Source organism: Kitasatospora sp. NPDC096140 (assembly GCF_040303045.1).
Lineage (GTDB): Bacteria > Actinomycetota > Actinomycetes > Streptomycetales > Streptomycetaceae > Kitasatospora.
The window spans coordinates 92,974-109,322 of the sequence record NZ_JBEOUW010000003.1 but is presented as its reverse complement, the minus strand read 5'-3'; the positions used below and the strand labels follow the sequence as shown (position 1 = coordinate 109,322).

The window sequence follows — 16,349 nt, the reverse complement described above, 5'->3', positions numbered from 1 at the left end:
GGCGCCATCAGCTCGCTACATCGATGAAGCTGCGAAGGTACTTCTCAAATTCAATCTCCCTGGTCATCAAATCCGTTCGCGTCTGACCTCGGAGATTGAACACTCGGGAGTGCTCCTGATAGAAATCCGGAAGACCCCTCTGGATTTCCTCGCGCCGCCGCACCAAATCGCCACCCCTATCAAGTAGCCGAGAGAGCACGTTCATCAGAGCATCGTAAATTGACACGGAAGGAACGGCAGTCCAGCCCTGACCTCGCGGACGCCTAAATGCATAGGCCCCGAAAATCTCCTCAGCTAGATCAACTGTATCCACAAAGGTTGCGCCGAGACGGTCGATGGTTGTCTGGTCAAACGAGTTTGCGGCCTGGAGATACGCATCCAGGTACCCTCGAATATTGTCTCGATAGACGATCATGCGCTGACGATTGGCGAAGAAGCGCAACACCAATTCGACATCGGTCATCTCTCGCCAGGCTCGCGGAATCTCCGCAGGCTGGTCTGCGCCACCGATAGGGATGTCGGAAGCTTCTTCGAGGGCATAGTCGGCCTCCGTCGCCCCTCCAACAAGCTCCTCGACATTCTCGGGAATTCCCCACAGCCTTCGCAACGCTGGAGTCGCAGCCAGCTCTTTGCACTGCGTATTCATGGGCCCGTCATAGAGAGCGTTCCTGACCTCCTGATGGGAAAGCTGGACGCCGCCTGTGTTGATCCGGCCGAAAACGAATCGCTTTAGGCGCTCAGGGTCTTCTTCGCCATGACTTGTCTCTTTCAGGAGGACAATGGACGAAAGATACCTCCGACTGATGCCGTCGCGAATTCGAGAGGGGAGTCGACCATAGGTCATCCCCTCAAGCTCGGTCCAATACTCAAGCCCAGATAGCTCGAAGGCATTGGCATAGAACTCTTTGACTGCAGTTAGGCGCTGAAGGCCGTCCATGACTTCGTAGCGATTGAAGTCGTGCTCATAAAGAAAAATTGGCGGAACCGGAACATTCATAATGAACGACTCGATCAGCCGGCTCTTTTGGTCCTTCGACCACCTGTGCCGCCGCTGGTAATCAGGATCGAGCTTGTAGTTGCCAGATTCTAGAAGGCTCGTGATTGAGTCAAGGGGGTACCGGGCCTGCTCGGTGACAATCCGAATTTCTCCTCGGTCGTACCGGGCATTGATATCCTCGTCAGATGGCTTTTCTTCCAATGGAGTCCGAGCCAGGCGCTTTTCAACCAACTCTCCCGCTAGCAGGGCTTCCCGTTGCCTCTCAACCAGTTCACGACGCATTTCCTCGGCTTGCGCGCGCTCTGACGACACTTCGGCTCCTAGAGTCTGCCCGTAGATGCGGACAGCCTACGCGGTTTGCGATGGCGCCGGGGAGTACTCCCTGGACATCGGAACCGAGCCGAGATTGAGCGCCGATCACTGACCGTACTGCCCACCAGTACATCCAGACCGAACAGGCGTTAGCAGTGGCCCGCGGGGTCTCCCCTCGTCTGAGGTCGAGCGCTGGGAGCCGTAGGTTCGGTTCGAGATTCGTGCCGGCTACTTGAGGTCTGCCTGGGCAGACCGCGTTAGACGCGGCTGCCTGCCAAGGCATCGGCAATGAGTTGCATCGAATCCACTACGACAACCGCACCAGCTGCGATCAGCTTGGCACCCTTCCCAGGTTTGTTGGCATAGCCGATCGTCCTAACCCCTGCCGCATCGCCCGCTTCTACGTCCCGGACAGCGTCGCCGATGAAGATGCACTCCGACGGTTTGGCTTCCACGGCTTTCATGGCTTCGAGCAGCAGGCGCGGGCTGGGCTTCATGGACGAGGGATCGGCCGGGACGCGCCCGAAGACTCCGGCCACATATTCACTGAGGCCGTGCGCGGTGAGATAGGTCTCGATGGCCTCGCCCGCGTTATTGCTAACCACGGAGACCAGGCGGCCGGATCGGGCACACGCTTGGAGAACCGATTCTCCGCCCGGGGTTGGGCGAGCGACCCGGACAGCTTCGGTCTCCAGCGCGGCCAGCGCCGCGTCCGAGCTCTCTGCAAGGTCGGGCCGAGCGTCCGAGATCAGCCGGAGGAGAGCAAGCGGGTCGCTCTCGTCCTCAGCCCCAACCGGGGCCTGCTCGCCGACGGCGAACATGCCTTCACGAAGTCGCCGGGCCACCTCGGGAGCGGGCAGGCCGGCGAAGACTGAGCACACCGGGCCATCGAAGTCGAGCAGTACGTGCTTCACCGGCCGCAGCACGTCTGCGAGTTGCTGGGGAGTGGCGATCATGACTGCCGCTCGTAGGCGATCGTGCTCCACACGCTGTCGAACCACATCTGGGCCTGCTGGACGTACTGCGAGCCGAGCGAGGCGTCGTCCGGGCCGGCGGCGTGGTGGAACAGGGTGGTGTCCTTGCCGGTGACGTCGTAGAAGGTGTGGGCGCTGTCGTCGATCGCCACGGTGCGCTCGCGGAGCGGGTAGAAGCCGAAGAACGCCTCCGACCGGTTCAGGATGTACAGCTTGAACAGGCTGGACGCGCGGTGGACCTTGACCTCGACACTGGCCTTCTGGACGAGGCCCAGCTCGGCCAGCATCTCCACCGAGTGCGCGATGCCCCCGGCGTTCGTCAGGGCGATGTTGCGGGCGCGCTGCCGGAGGGCGGCCTCGTCCTGGAGACCGTCGACGAGCACGGGCACCGCCATGGGCGCCGTGGTGTCCGGCAGCAGGAGCCGGATGGTGATGGACTCCGGCGCCAGACGGCCGGAGCGGACCTTGTCCAGCGGCTCCTGGAGCGCGTTGTGCAGCGTCTCGCTGGAGAACCCCGCGAAGTCGAGGGTCACCTGCTGCTGCTCGAAGGCCGCTTCGAGGTGAGGCCGCAGCCCGACCGGCCGGGATGTCCGCTCCCGGACGAAGGACCCGCTCCCCTGCCGGGTCACGATCAGCCCCTCGGTGCGGAGTAGGTCGAGCGCCTTATCCACCGTGCCGCGCGCCACGCCGAAGTGCTTGGCCAGCTCGGGGCCTGAGGGGAGCTTGTCGCCGGTCTCGAAGCCCGGCTTCTTGGTGAGGATCGAGGCCCGCAGAGAGCTGCCGACCTGCTGATACGGGGGGCGAGAGTCGTCCGGGTCCAGGGCCATGGACCAATGCTAGGGGAGGTGCTCAACAGGCGCGAGAAACCCAACTCTCTTGACCTGCCTAAGCAGGTTCTCTATGTTGTGAGTGTCGCGCCAAGTGAGACAGGGGTGACACAGAGGGGCCTTCTTTGGGCTGCTCTGACCTGCACGAATGCGCCCGTAGATGGCCGGCCTTCCGCCGCGCCCAGGGCGAAGGGGCCCGGGACAGATCGGGCCGAGGCATCCCGGCGCCTTGTCAGATCGGAGACCTAGATCAAAAAGGCCGCGCCCGCCTGCAAGGGCGCAGACCTGCTGGCCGTCCTGGGCAACCGGGGCGGCCAGTGCTGTTGATCAACGTTGGCCGGGCCTGTGAGAACGGGGCCGCCGCGCCTTCCTTGGCCGGAGCGCGGCGACCCCTCACGGGCCCACACCCCAGAGAAGAGGTAGGCCCATGAGGCTGATTATCGCGGGCCAGACGGCCGCGGACGACGACGAGTTCGCCGAGTTGGCGCTCGGCGTGGACAAGCAGCTGTTCGCCGGGGTCGCCGGCGAGGACGAGATCGAGCGCGCGGCCCGGCTGGATGCGGCGCACGCGATGCTGGCGGACCTGCGCCGTGAGGACCCGGTGCTGGCCGCGTTCGCCGAGCGTCTGCTGCGGTCGGCGCCGGTGCCGTTGCGGCGCCCGGCGGTCATCCGCCGCGCGGCGAGCACCTACCGGGTGGCGGCGTGAACAGCAACGTGTTCACCGCGCTCACGGTCGCCGTGAGCGTGCTCACCGGCCGCTCACCGCGGGCGGATCGGGGGCCGCGATGAAGGCGGCGATGAGTCCCGCTCAGATCCGTTCGGCGGAGCGGGCGCTGAGCGTCGGGACGTGGGCGATCACGTTCGGCGCGGTCCTCTACAGCGTGCTCACGGTGACCCCGCTCATGGCCAGCCACACCCCGAAGGGCTGGCAGTGGACCGCGCCGATCCTGCCGCTCGTGGTCGACGCGGCGGTGGTGATCGTGGTGCGCATGGACGCCACGCTCGCCCGCCTGAACGGCGACGGCGGGCGCTGGCCGGTGGTCCTGCGGTGGATGACCGGCCTCATGACGGTGCTGCTCAACGTGGGTCTGTCCGCCCTGGACCGGGATCCGGTCGGGGTGGCGGTCCACGCGGTCGCGCCGCTGCTGCTGATCGTCACGGCCGAGACCTCTCTCGCCTACCGGCGGGCGATCGGCGCCGCGCTGGCCGCCCGTGAGGCCGCTGAGCGGGCCGAGCGCGAGCTTCGCGAGCAACGGGCCGAGGCCCGGCGCCGGGAGGAGCGGGCCGACCGCTTGGAGCGCTTCGAGGCCGCCCAGCGGGGCGAGCGTGAGCGTCGTGAACACGAAGCCCGGCTCGCCCGTGAGCAGCGTGAGCACGACGCGAGCATGGCCCGCGACCAGCGCGAGGAGAGCGCCCACCGGGAGGCTGCGGCGCGCGAGGATCAGGCCCGGCGGGAGGCCGCCGAACGGGCCGAGCGCGAGCGTCGTGAGCAGGAGGCGAGCGAGCGTGAGCGCCGTGAGCACGCCGCCCGGGCCGACCGTGAGCGGCGTGAGCGGGAGGCCGCCGAGCGGGCCCGCGCCGAGCTGCTGTCCGCCGGCCCGGCCGCCGAGCGGCTGGCGGAGGAGCGGGCCCGTGAGGTGGTCAGGGCCGCCGTCGAGGCCGGGTTGCCGCAGCGCCAGGCGGTGAAGCTGACCGGCTGGTCCGCCGGCTGGATCGCCGCCCGCTACAAGGAACACCTCGCCGTCCGGCCCGCCCTGCACGCCGTCCCCACCACGACCGCTGAGGAGCAGGCATCGTGACCACCAACCACACCGCTTCCGGGCTGATCAACGCGGCCGGGGCACTGATGGCCGCACTCCACGCCCACGCCGAGCTGCCCGTCCCCAGGGTCACCAGCGAGCAGGTCGTGTCCGCCGAACGCGATGCCTCCGGCGACCTGGTCCTCGTCTGGGGCCTGTGCTTCGGCTTCCACCGCGACACCGCGCTGAGCGACTTCGAGCAGTGGCGGCAGGCCCTCGTGGTCGACCCCGCCGCTGTCGAGCACAGCAGCACCGGTCCCCACGCATGGCTGAGCGCCGCCACCACCTACGCCGGCACCCCGCTGACCCTGACCGGCTACTACACCCTCGCTGTCCGCGCCCCGCACGTCGACCACGGCGTGCGGGTCGGCGAGGGCGGCGGTGCGAAGTGAGCCAGCCGATCACTTCCCTGCCGCTGGTCGGCACCATCCGTCGCGACGGCATCGCGTACCGCGTCGCCGACCCCGTGCCGCTGGACGTGGTCAGCGGCCTGATCCGCGAGCCGTGGTGCTCGCGCCTGGTCGTCACCGACGCCCGGAGCGGCGGCGCCTGCCCCGGCGAGTTCACCGCGATGTGCGTCGTCGACGGCGAGCCGTTCGTCCTCGTCGGCCGCATCAGGCAGCGCTGATGTTCGGCCGCGACCCGAAGCCGCCCGCATCCGGCCGGCAGCGGCGCGCGAAGGCCGTCCGCGAGGCGGACCGCGCCGGACAGCGCCAGATCGACTCCCACCGCACCAGCCGGTCCACTACCGCCTGGCACCACGCCGAGTCCCCCCGCGCCTGGTGGCGCTCCTCCTGACCCACTCCCCGACGCGCGCCCCGCACCCCCTCGGTGCGGGGCGCGCATCCTCTCCGACCTGGGAGTTTCCATGGGCTACCTGCTGAGCTTGTTCCTCGTGCTCCTCGACGCCGCGATCGCCAGCGTCGCCGTCCGCGAGCTGATCCGCCGGGGGTCGAACCGATGACCACCCCCCACAACGGCGACTGGGACGACGACCTGGCCGACGTCCTGCAGAGGCTCGTCACCCTCGCCCCTCCCGCCCCCGCCCCGCCCGTTCCGCCGATGCCGTCGGCGCCGCCGACGGTCCCGCCCCAGACCCCGCCCGCCGCGGCCGGCACCGGGCCGGTGGTCGACGAGTGGTGGCGCAAGTCCGGGCCCATCGTGCACACCCCGGTTCCGCTCGGCGGTGACCAGAGCGCCCGGCCGTCCTTCGAGGCCGCCGCGCAGGCGTTCTGGGCCCCGGTCGGCAGGATCCTGTCCGAGCAGGTCCCCACGATCGCCTCGCAGGTCGGGCAGCAGGTCACCCAACTGATGAGCGAGACCGAGGCCCAGCGCACGGCCCGCGAACAGGTCCAGTACGAGACCCTGATCGCCCAGCAGCGCGCCGAGCGCGACGCCGCGTTCGCCGCCGCCGGCGAGAGCGCCGAGCAGCGGGCCGAGCGCCACCGCGTCGAGCAGCTGCTCGCCCCCGGCCACCGCCGGGACGACCTCGTCGGCATGGTCGACCTGCTGGCCGAACGGATCGGCGAGACGCCCGAGGAGCGGGACACCCGCCGCCGGGCCGAACAGGAACTGGACCGGCAGCGGGCCCGCGCCCGGGAGGACGCCGCCCGGGCCGCCGCCGGGGAGACCCCCGAGCAGCGCACCCGCCGTCACCGCGAGCAGCGACTCGCCGACCAGCGCGAAGCCCGCACCCGGGCCCGCCGCCAGCGCCGCCGCGCCGCCCGCACCGCCAGTCCGTCGGAACGCACCCGCCGCTTCCGCCGCTGGTGCGTGCTCACCGCGATCAGCGCCACCGGCGGCTGGGCGACCGGCCTGGTGCCACTGATCGCCCCCGGCGGGCCCTTCGTCGGCCTGCTCGTCGCCGCCTTCGGCTGGGCCCTGGACCTCCAGGTCCGCGACCGCGGCCGCCAGCGCGTCTCCGAGGTCACCGGCCCCTTCCCGCTCATCACCCTCGTCGCCCTGCGCGTCCCGGTCGCCTCCGGCCTCGCCGTGGCCGCCGGCCTCGACCGCCTCTTCGCCGCCCTCCCCCTCCACTGACCGAAGGAGACCCACCATGAGCAGCCTCATCGCCCTCGGCACGGGCGGCGCCGCCACCGTCACCACCATGTACCTGTACGTCGGCGTGCGCGGCAAGAACAAGATCAACGTCGCCGACGAGCACGTCCCCTACTGGGCGTTCGGAATCGGCCTGCTGTCGGCCAACGCGGGCACCGCGTTCCAGCAGCTGGCGGGCATCGGCCAGCAGCTGAGCAGCTCCTTCCAGGGCAACGCCGCCCTGGGGGAGTGGCAGACCGGCGCCACCGCCGCCGTCCTGACCATCGCCGTGTTCGGCCTCAAGCCCAAGCCGTGGAAGGACGCGCTGTGCGGCGCCGTCGCCCCCTCGCTGTTCGCCGCCGCCGGCGGACTCTGGGCCCTGCCGGCCAGCATCCTCAGCGGGCTCATCACCTCGTTCATCGGCTGACCGCCATGACCGAGAAGATCTTCCCCACCGAGAGGCTGATCCCCACCCTGCTCTACCCGGTCACCGGCCTCGTCGCGGGCACGCCCGTCCTCGTCCGCAAGCTGACGGCCCCCCAGCGCGAGCGCCGGGCCGAGGCCGCCGCCCTCAAGGCCAAGCGCGACGAGATCACCACCCAGGCCGCCGAAGCCGCCGAGACCGCCTTCACCCAGAAGCTCCTGGCCGAGGCGGACCCGGTCAAGCGCGCCGCGATGCTCCAGGCCCGGGAGGCCGCCCAGGTCACCGCCCGGCAGGTCGAGCTGGAGCAGGCCAAGGCCGCCCGCAAGGAACAGCGGAGCAGGCTCGGCGACACCGCCGGCGTGGCGGCTCTGCTTCTGATCGTCGGCGGCCCGCTGGTCTGGTCCCTCGCCCGCCCCTGGATCCAGCCCGGCATCGGCGTCCTCCTCGGGGTCTGGTGGATCGCCGCCCTGATCCACGCTCCCGCCTGCGGGAAGGACGCCCCGGCCGAGGGTCAGGAGGACCAGGAGCAGCCGGTGCCCGCGGTCGAGGAGGGGCCCGCCGAGAAGACCCCCGTAGAGGCTCCCCGGGCGACCACCCCGACCCCCGTCGAGGCCCATTCCCTGACCGCCTCCCTGACGGCCTCCGGCAGCTCCGTTCTGCTGACCCGGCTGGCGGCCGATCTGGGCGCCGCCCACCCCTCCTGGACGGGCTCCACCAAGGCCGTCCGCGCACTCCTCTCCCAGGCCCGCGTCCCGGTCCGCGAAGGGGTCCGCACCCCGGACGGCAACGGGCCCGGCGTCCACCACCAGGACGTGCCCCCGCTCCCCTGCCCTCCCGAGACCACCGCTGTTGCCAACGTTGGCCCAGCTCAGAGTGCCAACGCCAACACCAACAACGCCCGGGAGTGGTCCACCCGAGAGGGGTTCGTCATGAGGGCCGACCCGGACAACCCGGCTCGAACGATCATCGTCGGCCGCACCACCGCCGCCTGAACCTCCCCTTCGGCCCGCGCCCGGCAACGCCCGGGCGCGGGCCGCTCGCTCCGTACGAAAGAAGCAGCGTTGAGCACCGAGCCCACGCACCCAAACGTGATCCCGTTCCGGCCCGAACCCGCCGAGATCAAGGCCGCCGAACAGGCCGTCATCGGCGCAGCCCTGCTCGACCCCGTTCAGATTCCCGCGCTGGCCGCCCAGCTCGGCGGCCCCGGCGCGTTCTACCACCCCGCGCACGAGACGATCTGGCGCACCATCACCCGTATGGCCGGTGGTGAGCGGCCGGTGGACCCGCTGCTGCTGACCGGTGTCCTGCGCGCGCAGGGCGACCTGGGCCGGGTCGGTGGCCCCGGCTACCTGCACGCCTGCGTCGAGGCGACCCCGACCGCGGCGAACGGCGACTACTACGCGGAGATCGTGCGCGTCGCCGCCGAGCGGCGCCGGATCAACACCGCGACCAGCCGCCTGGCCCACATGGCCGGCGACGGCCAGGCGGACCTGGACGACGTGCGCGCCGCCGCCTTGGCCGCGCTCGCCGACCTCGCCACCGGCGAGAGCTGGCTCGACCCCGTTCCGCTCGGCTCCCACGGCACGCTGCCGACCTTCCCGGTCCACGCCCTCCCCGGGTGGGTCGGCTCCTACGTGGAGGCGGTGGCGGAGTTCACCCAGACCCCGCCCGACATGGCCGCCACCATGGGCCTGGCCGCGCTGTCGACGGCCGCCGGAGGGCGGGTCGGGGTGGAGATCCGGCCCGGCTGGCGCGAGCAGTCGAACCTCTACCTGGTGTGCGCGATGCCCCCGGCCAGCCGCAAGTCCGACGTCTTCGCGACCATGACCGCACCGGTCTACCGGGTCGAGGACGAGCTTCGCGCCGAGGCTCGGGCCCGCATTATCGAGGCCGAGACCGCCAAGGAGACCGCGCTCGCCGAGGTCGACGCCCTCATGGCCCGGGCCCGCAAGAACCCCGACCTCGACCGCGCGCACCTGGTCGCCGAGATCTCCGGCGCCCGGATGATCGCCGACGAGATCCAGGTCCCGCCGAGCCCGCGGCTGACCCTGTCCGGGGACATCACCCCCGAGACCGTCACCCACCAGCTCGGCATCCACCGCTGCCTGGCCGCCCTCTCCCCCGAGGGCGACCTGTTCGACAGCATCGTCGGCCGCTACAGCAGCAAGCCGAACCTGGGAGTCTTCCTCCAGGCGCACAAGGGCGAGCGCCTGCAGGCCGACCGGATCACCCGCGAACAGCCCACCGTCGACAAACCCGCCCTCACCATCGGCGTCACCCCCCAGCCCGCCGTCCTCCAGGAACTCGGCGCCGCCCCCGGCGCCCGCGACCGCGGCCTACTCGCCCGCTTCCTGTACTCCCTGCCGCCCTCCAACCTCGGCTGGCGCAAGATCCGCACCACCCCCGTCCCCGAACAGGTCACCGCCGCCTACGACCTGCGCCTCACCACCCTCCTGCACACGCTCACCGCCCTCGACGAGCCGGTCACCGTCAGGATGACCGAAGCCGCCGACCTCGCCGTCGAGAAGCTCCAGGAGAAGTTCGAGGTCCAGCTCCGCCCGGACGAGCCCCTCGCCCACATCAAGGACTGGGCCGGCAAGCTCGTCGGCCACATCGCCCGCATCGCCGTCCTCCTCCACCTCGCCGACCACATCGCCGGCGACTGGCGCGCACCCCTCCAGGCCGCCACCGTCGACCGGGCCGCCGAGATCGCCGAGTACTACACCGCCCACACCCTCGCCGTCTTCGACCTCATCGCCGCCGACCCCGCCACCGAGGACGCCCACGCCCTCCTCCAATGGCTCCGACGCCCGAAGAAGGACGGCACCCACCGCACCCACATCAAGGCCCACGACGCCGTCGCCAGCAGCCGCCGCTTCAAGAAGGTCGCCGACGTCGAACCCGCCCTCGCCCTCCTCGAACAGCACGGCTGGCTCCGCACCGACCAGCCGCCCGCCGGCGGCCAACGCGGCCGCCAAGCGGCAGTTACCTACCGTGTCCACCCGGCCGTGAGCACCCCCATGGACGGGGCCGAAGCCCCGTAACCGTCAGGGATGTCAGGGAAAATCCCTGACCAGCGAAAACGTCGCCGGACGGCCTGTCAGGGAACGTCAGGGATGTCAGGGAAAAGGCGATTTTCCCTGACATCCCTGACAATCCCTGACGCCCTACCAGGAGCCAAAGCCGCAGGTCAGCGATTTTCCCTGACATCCCTGACACTTTCCGCCCTCCGCCTCCGTCCGCGAGAGGGCCGGTAACACTCCGCAATCACCATTCGCACCCGTTGATGGAGTCGCCGCCATGCCCACGCAGGACCCGAAGCTCAAGCTCGCCGCCGTCCTCGAAGAGCTGGAGATGTCCCGCTCCGCCTTCTACCGCATGGTCGCCCGTGGGAAGGCACCGAAGCTCATCAAGCTCCCCAACCACCAGATCCGCGTCCGCCGGAGCGACCTCGACGCCTGGTGGGCCGCGCAGGAGCAGAACGCCGCCGCTTGACCCTCGCCCCGCCCTTCCCTCGCAGCCCCCGGCCGATCGGCCGGGGGCTGCTCTCGTTCTGGAACCCCATTGCTCACCTACGACGTCCAGATCCACGCCATCCGCGATCTCGGACGCGGCCGCCGTCCGCACCAACTCCGTTGGCGGGTAGGGAAGAACCCCCACTCCGCGACCTTCGCCACCTTCCCGCTCGCCGACGGCCGACGGGCGGAACTGCTGATCGCCATGCGCAAGGGCGAGCAGTTCGAGACCGAGACCGGCCTGCCCGCGTCCGAGTTCCGGAAGCTGAACCAGGTGACGTGGTTCGCCCACGCCAAGGAGTACGCCGAGGCGAAATGGCCGCGCTCGTCCGCGAAGAACCGCGCCACCCGGGCGGATGCCCTGGCCACGCTCACCGAGGCGCTGGTGACGGACCGTCGTGGCAGGCCCGACCGGAAGGTGCTCCGTCGCGCGCTCTCCTGCTGGGCGTTCAACTTCTCCGAGCACCTGGCCGAGCCGCCCGAGGAGATCAGCTCGGCCTTGGCCTGGGTGACCAAGAAGTCCATCCCCCTGGACCAGCTGGACGACTCCGAGAACGTCCGCCTCGGCCTGGAGGCCATCGCCCGGCTGCTGGACGGAAACATCGCCGCGGACACCACGCTCGCCCGGAAGCGGATGGTGTTCAACAACGCCCTGCGGTACGCGGTGGAACGTCGGCGACTGCCCACCAACCCGCTCCAGTTCGTCGACTGGACACCGCCGGCCACGAGCGACGAGATCGACTTCCGGTGGGTGCCCAGCCCGGCGCAGGGCCGCGCGCTGCTGGCGGCCGCCGGGCAGGTCTCGGCCCGGGGGCAGCACCTGCGGGCGTTCTACGGGTGCATCCTGTACGCCGCCACGCGGCCGGCCGAGGCGACGAACCTGCGGCTGACCGACTGCACCCTCCCCGAGAGCGGGTGGGGCGAGCTGGTGCTCGGCAGCAGCTCGCCCCGGGTCGGGTCGCGCTGGACGAACGACGGGCAGTCGCACGAGGAGCGCGCCCTGAAGCGGCGGGCCCGGAACGCCACCCGGGAGGTGCCGATCCCGCCCGTGCTGGTCCAGTTGCTCCGTGAGCACGTCGCCGCGTACGGGGTGGCACCGGACGGCCGGCTGTTCCGCGCGGCGCGGGGCGGTCGGCTGCTGACCAAGGAGACCGCGGCCGTCTGGAAGCAGGCCCGGGAGATCGCCCTCACCCCTAATGAGCTGAAGACCAAGCTCGCCGAGGTGCCGTACTCCTGCCGTCACACGGCCGTCTCCGGGTGGCTGGCGGCCGGCGTCGACCAGACCGAGGTGGCCCGGCGGGCGGGGCACAGCGTGGCCGTCCTGCTCCGGTTCTACGCGAAGGTGATCAACGGGCGGCAGGAGCGCGCGAATGGCCTGATCGAGCGGTTCCTCGACGGCGAGGAGCCCGCCTCGTAGGGCCCGGATGCGTTCCACAGGTGTTCCACACAGGGTGGTCCGGAGGGGCATCCGGGTGGGACACCCCGGGACGGGATCGAAAAGGGCGGGTATCGGCAGTTCGCCGATACCCGCCCTGATCTGGGCTTTCTCCACCAGCGGAGAGCGTGGGATTCGAACCCACGGTGACGGGTCACGCCACGACAGTTTTCAAGACTGTTCCCTTAGGCCGCTCGGGCAGCTCTCCAGGCGGAGGTCAGCCTAACGGGTCCGGCCGGGTTCGGCGCACATGATTCGGGAGCGTGCGGGTCGGCGGGCGGGGGTCACTGGTCGCCGTCGCGCTGGCCGAGGGTCACCTTGGTGGTGAGCGTCTGGCCGTTGCGGGTGTACTCGACGTCGACGGTCTCGCCGGGCTTGTGCGTCCAGATCCGGCTGACCAGGGCGGGGCCGTTCTCGATCGGCACGCCGCCGAGCTTGGTGATGACGTCGCCCGGCTTGAGGCCGGCCTTGTCGGCCGCGCCGCCGGGGGTGACGGCCGGCTGGCCCTGGATGTCCTTGGTCTGGATCTGCGCGCCGTCGCCCTTGTAGTCGTCGTTGCGCAGCACGTCGAGCTTGGCGTAGACGGGCTTGCCGGTCTTGATCAGGGTGTCCGCGACCCACTTGGCCTGGTTGATCGGGATGGCGAAGCCCAGGCCGATGCTGCCGGCCCGGCCGTTGGCCGAGGCGTTGGACTGGATCGCCGAGTTGATGCCGACCACCGCGCCGCCGGAGTCGAGCAGCGGGCCGCCGGAGTTGCCGGGGTTGATCGAGGCGTCGGTCTGCAGGGCGTTCATGTACGAGGCCTGCGAGCCGGTTTCGTCGCCGGAGGCGACCGGGCGGTCCTTGGCGCTGATGATGCCGCTGGTGACGGTGGACTCCAGGCCGTAGGGCGCGCCGATCGCGACGGTGGCGTCGCCGACGTTGACCTTGTCGGAGTCGGCCAGCGGCAGCGGGGCCAGCTTGCTCTTCGGCGGGTTGTCGATCTTGACGACGGCGACGTCGTAGCCCTCGGCGTGGCCCAGCACCGAGGCGTTGTACGAGGTGCCGTCGGCGAACTTGACGGTCAGTTTGCCGCCGTTGAGGGTCGGCGCGACCACGTGGTTGTTGGTGAGGATGTGGCCCTCGGTGTCGAAGACGAAGCCGGTGCCGGTGCCGGACTCGCCGTTGCCCTGCGCCTTGATGGTGACGACGCTCGGCAGCGCCTTCTGCGCGATGGCGGCGATCGAGCCGGGGGCGGGCTCGTTCTTCTGGGTGTCGCTGGCCTGGACGGTGGTGCTGCGGTGGTCGTCCGCGGAGCTGCTGCTGCCGTTGCGGTCGGCCACGGTGACGCCGACGGCGCCGCCGGCCACGCCGGCGACCAGCGCGACGGCCGCGATCACGGCGACCAGACCGCCGCGCTTCTTGCGCGGGCCGCCGCCGGTCGGGCCACCGGGGTAGTCGGCCGGGTAACCCAGCGGGCCGGACGGGCCGCCGGGGTAGCCCGCGCCGCCGGAGGTGGCGTCGTGGGTCGGGCCCCAGCCGCCGAGCGGCTGGCCGGCGCCGAACGGGTGGTGGCCGTGTGCGGCGGGCGCACCGGGCGCTGCCGGGGTGCCGGGGGCGGACGCGGCGGCGTACGGGTCGTGCGCGCCGGCGGCGGGGACGCCGTGGGTCGGCGTGGCGTACGGGTTGGCGGCCGGCGGCAGCACCGGGGCCGAGGGAGCGGCCGGCGCGGGCGGCAGGACCGGCGGCGGCGCGTCGATGTACCCGGTGGCCGGGTCGACGGCGGGCTCCTCGGCGACCGGCGCGACGGGTGCAGCAGCTGCGACGGGTGCCTCGGCCGGGGCCTGCGGCGCGGGGACCTTGGTGAAGGCCACGGTGGGCTTGTGCCCGCCCTCCGGCGCGGCGGCCTCGGGGGCCGGCTCCGACGCCGTCGGCTCGGCCGCGGACTCGGACACCCGGCTGAACGCCATGGTCGGCTTGTGGCCGCCCTCCGCCGGAGCGGCACCGGCGTGGGCCGCGTCCGCCGGAGCGGCGTCGACGGCGTCGGCCGCCGCCTCCGGCTCGGTGACCCGGCGGAAGGCCATGGTCGGCTTGTGCCCGCCCTGAGCGGGGCCGTCGGGAGCCGACTCAGCCGCCCCCTGGCCGGCGGGCTGCTCCCCCTGCGGCCCGGTGGGCCCAACCTCGCGCTCGGTGCTCACGGACGACCTCCATAGCTGGCAGAACCAAGGACCATAGTTTTTCGCATTGTCGATTCGATTGCCGTAAGGACCCCTCTGAAGAACTCATAAGAATCCTTAGCCGGTGCCGACGGCCGGGGGCTCCCCTCCCCGCCTGGCGTCCCGCGATGCGGACCGCGCACGCCGTGGCCTTGGGCGTTCGCCCCCCTGCCGGTTAGCCTGTCGCTCCAAACTGACACGCGGGAGCTTGGACCGACCAGGCTGAGAGTGCGCATGTCGACCGTACGCCACGCGAGCGAGGCGCACGGTCGAGGGGGCGCAGACCGCCGGAACCTGTCCGGGTAATGCCGGCGTAGGGAGTATCGGCCATGCCGTCTGCTTCGCCATCCTCTTCTTCGGGTGCCTCCGGCTCCGAGGATTTCCCCGCCCCCGCGGATTCCTCCGGCCCCGCGGCCGGCACGGGTGCCGCGACCGCCGTCCTGGACCGCCCCGAGCGCCTCGAACGCGTCGAGGCGCCGCTGGTCCTGGACACCGAACCGCCGCGCACGCTGCGGTTCCGCGACCACTTCGCGCTCTGGATGAACCTGGGCGTCAGCCTGATCGGCTTCTCCACCGCCGCCACCGTGCTCGGCGCCCCCGGCAGCGAGCTGTCGCTGGCCGCCGCGGTGACCGCGATCGTGGTCGGCACGGCCGTCGGCACCGCGATGCTCGGCGTGGCCGCGCTGATCGGCGCCCGGACCGGCGCCCCCGCGATGGCGAACCTGCGCGGGCTGTTCGGCACCCGGCTGTCGTACCTGCCGACGGTGCTGAACATCGTCCAGTGCATCGGCTGGGGCGTCTTCGAGCTGCTCACCATCTCGGCGGGCGCCCAGACCGTCGCCCACACCACCGGCTACCGCTGGCTGTTCGTGCTGCTCGCGGGGGCTGTGACCACCGCGCTGACGATCTGGCCGCTGGGCTCGATCGCGGTGCTGCGCCGCTTCGTGGCCGGCGCGGTGGCCGTGGCGATGGTGTACTTCACCGTCCAGCTGGGGCGTCAGGGCGTGCCGGACCCGGGCGCCGGCAACTGGCACGGCTTCCTCGGCGCGACCGACGCGATGATCGCGGTGTCGGTCTCCTTCGTCCCGCTGGCCGCCGACTACACCCGGCACTCGCGCACCGCGCGCTCGGCGTTCTGGGGCAGCTTCTCCGGGTACACGATCGCCCAGGTCTGGTGCTACGTGCTCGGCCTGATGGCGCTGCTGCAGTCCGGCGGCGACCCGGACAAGATCTTCGACTCCTTCCTCGGCGTCTGGGCCGGCTGGCTGTTCCTGCTGGTGCTGGTGCTGCGCGAGACCGACCAGTCCTTCGCCAACGTGTACTCGACCGCGATGTCGGTGCAGAACCTGCTGCCGAAGGTGGACCGCCGGGTGCTGAGCGGCGGGATCGGCGTGCTGACCACCGTGCTGGCACTGCAGATCGACAAGTTCACCGACAGCTACTACAACTTCCTGGGCCTGATCGGCTCGGTGTTCGTGCCGCTGCTGGCGGTGCTGGCAGTGGACTTCTTCCTCGGCGCCGGGCGCCGCGGCTGGAACCTCGCCGAGGACGCGCCGGCCCGCTGGACGATGCTGCTGCCGTGGGTGCTGGGCTTCGCGGTCTACCAGTTCATCGCGCCGACCAAGGTGGCGGACTGGTGGACGGACTTCTGGACCTCGGCCCAGGACGCCCTGCACTTCACCCCGCAGGAGTGGACCTCCGCCTCGCTGTTCGCCTTCCTGGTGCCCGCCCTGGCCACCTGGGCGCTCACCCCGCTCTCCCGCCGCACGGCGCGCTGACACCCCGCGCCCCGGGGCCCGGCGCGCCGTCATCCGACGCGCCGGGCACCCCTCGC

At 71.1% G+C, this 16,349-nt stretch carries 16 protein-coding genes, 1 tRNA gene and 1 riboswitch; of the genes, 12 read left to right on the top strand and 5 right to left on the bottom strand.

Features of this window, described 5'->3' with window-relative positions; genetic code table 11:
* Window positions 1-7 precede the first annotated feature (7 nt).
* From ABT048_RS03840 to ABT048_RS03830, 3 genes are all read right to left on the bottom strand, one after another.
* Window positions 8-1,309, bottom strand: coding sequence for a DUF262 domain-containing protein (locus ABT048_RS03840; RefSeq protein WP_350519698.1), 1,302 nt, complete (start codon window positions 1,307-1,309; stop codon window positions 8-10).
* A gap of 257 nt (window positions 1,310-1,566) precedes the next feature.
* Window positions 1,567-2,265 carry an HAD family hydrolase gene (locus ABT048_RS03835; RefSeq protein WP_350519697.1) on the bottom strand — a complete coding sequence of 233 codons (699 nt, stop codon included), beginning with the start codon at window positions 2,263-2,265 and terminating at the stop codon, window positions 1,567-1,569.
* A complete protein-coding gene (locus tag ABT048_RS03830) occupies window positions 2,262-3,110 on the bottom strand; it encodes a GntR family transcriptional regulator (protein WP_350519696.1) in 849 nt (282 codons plus the stop codon). The genes ABT048_RS03835 and ABT048_RS03830 overlap by 4 nt, the downstream gene beginning before the upstream one ends.
* A gap of 427 nt (window positions 3,111-3,537) precedes the next feature.
* Between ABT048_RS03830 and ABT048_RS03825 the strand changes: the two genes are divergently transcribed.
* The 11 genes from ABT048_RS03825 to ABT048_RS03775 all read left to right on the top strand — a co-directional run bounded on the left by ABT048_RS03825 (window position 3,538) and on the right by ABT048_RS03775 (window position 12,302).
* A complete protein-coding gene (locus ABT048_RS03825; RefSeq protein WP_350519695.1) occupies window positions 3,538-3,816 on the top strand; it encodes a hypothetical protein in 279 nt (92 codons plus the stop codon).
* A 91-nt stretch (window positions 3,817-3,907) separates the two neighbouring features.
* The gene (locus ABT048_RS03820; protein WP_350519694.1) at window positions 3,908-4,909 is read left to right on the top strand and encodes a DUF2637 domain-containing protein; all 1,002 of its coding nucleotides are present in this window, start codon (window positions 3,908-3,910) and stop codon (window positions 4,907-4,909) included.
* Window positions 4,906-5,301, top strand: coding sequence for a hypothetical protein (locus ABT048_RS03815; protein ID WP_350519693.1), 396 nt, complete (start codon window positions 4,906-4,908; stop codon window positions 5,299-5,301). The genes ABT048_RS03820 and ABT048_RS03815 overlap by 4 nt, the downstream gene beginning before the upstream one ends.
* A complete protein-coding gene (locus tag ABT048_RS03810) occupies window positions 5,298-5,537 on the top strand; it encodes a hypothetical protein (protein ID WP_350519692.1) in 240 nt (79 codons plus the stop codon). Before ABT048_RS03815 ends, ABT048_RS03810 begins: the two co-directional genes overlap by 4 nt.
* Window positions 5,537-5,707 (top strand): hypothetical protein, encoded by a 171-nt coding sequence (locus ABT048_RS03805; protein ID WP_350519691.1) that lies wholly within the window; start codon window positions 5,537-5,539, stop codon window positions 5,705-5,707. Before ABT048_RS03810 ends, ABT048_RS03805 begins: the two co-directional genes overlap by 1 nt.
* 162 nt (window positions 5,708-5,869) lie before the next feature.
* Window positions 5,870-6,949: a hypothetical protein gene (locus ABT048_RS03800; RefSeq protein ID WP_350519690.1), complete on the top strand. Its 1,080-nt coding sequence runs from the start codon at window positions 5,870-5,872 to the stop codon at window positions 6,947-6,949.
* Between the two features lie 16 nt (window positions 6,950-6,965).
* Window positions 6,966-7,373 (top strand): hypothetical protein, encoded by a 408-nt coding sequence (locus ABT048_RS03795; RefSeq protein ID WP_030393886.1) that lies wholly within the window; start codon window positions 6,966-6,968, stop codon window positions 7,371-7,373.
* A gap of 5 nt (window positions 7,374-7,378) precedes the next feature.
* Window positions 7,379-8,362, top strand: a complete 984-nt coding sequence (locus ABT048_RS03790) for a serine/threonine-protein kinase (protein WP_350519689.1) — start codon at window positions 7,379-7,381, stop codon at window positions 8,360-8,362.
* A 69-nt stretch (window positions 8,363-8,431) separates the two neighbouring features.
* A complete protein-coding gene (locus ABT048_RS03785; protein ID WP_350519688.1) occupies window positions 8,432-10,414 on the top strand; it encodes a DUF3987 domain-containing protein in 1,983 nt (660 codons plus the stop codon).
* A gap of 256 nt (window positions 10,415-10,670) precedes the next feature.
* Window positions 10,671-10,865, top strand: coding sequence for a helix-turn-helix transcriptional regulator (locus ABT048_RS03780; RefSeq protein ID WP_328955754.1), 195 nt, complete (start codon window positions 10,671-10,673; stop codon window positions 10,863-10,865).
* 69 nt (window positions 10,866-10,934) lie between these two features.
* Window positions 10,935-12,302 carry a tyrosine-type recombinase/integrase gene (locus ABT048_RS03775; RefSeq protein WP_350519687.1) on the top strand — a complete coding sequence of 456 codons (1,368 nt, stop codon included), beginning with the start codon at window positions 10,935-10,937 and terminating at the stop codon, window positions 12,300-12,302.
* Window positions 12,303-12,440: 138 nt separating this feature from the next.
* Here ABT048_RS03775 and ABT048_RS03770 read toward each other — a convergent pair.
* Both ABT048_RS03770 and ABT048_RS03765 read right to left on the bottom strand, forming a co-directional pair.
* A tRNA-Ser gene (locus ABT048_RS03770) sits at window positions 12,441-12,528 on the bottom strand.
* Between the two features lie 76 nt (window positions 12,529-12,604).
* Complete coding sequence (locus tag ABT048_RS03765) at window positions 12,605-14,497, bottom strand: S1C family serine protease (protein ID WP_350519686.1); 1,893 nt, start codon at window positions 14,495-14,497, stop codon at window positions 12,605-12,607.
* 208 nt (window positions 14,498-14,705) lie between these two features.
* Window positions 14,706-14,852: riboswitch (TPP riboswitch) on the top strand.
* On the opposite strand from ABT048_RS03765, the gene ABT048_RS03760 reads away from it, so the two are divergent.
* A complete protein-coding gene (locus ABT048_RS03760; protein ID WP_350519685.1) occupies window positions 14,845-16,293 on the top strand; it encodes a purine-cytosine permease family protein in 1,449 nt (482 codons plus the stop codon). (Overlaps the previous riboswitch by 8 nt.)
* Window positions 16,294-16,349 lie beyond the last annotated feature (56 nt).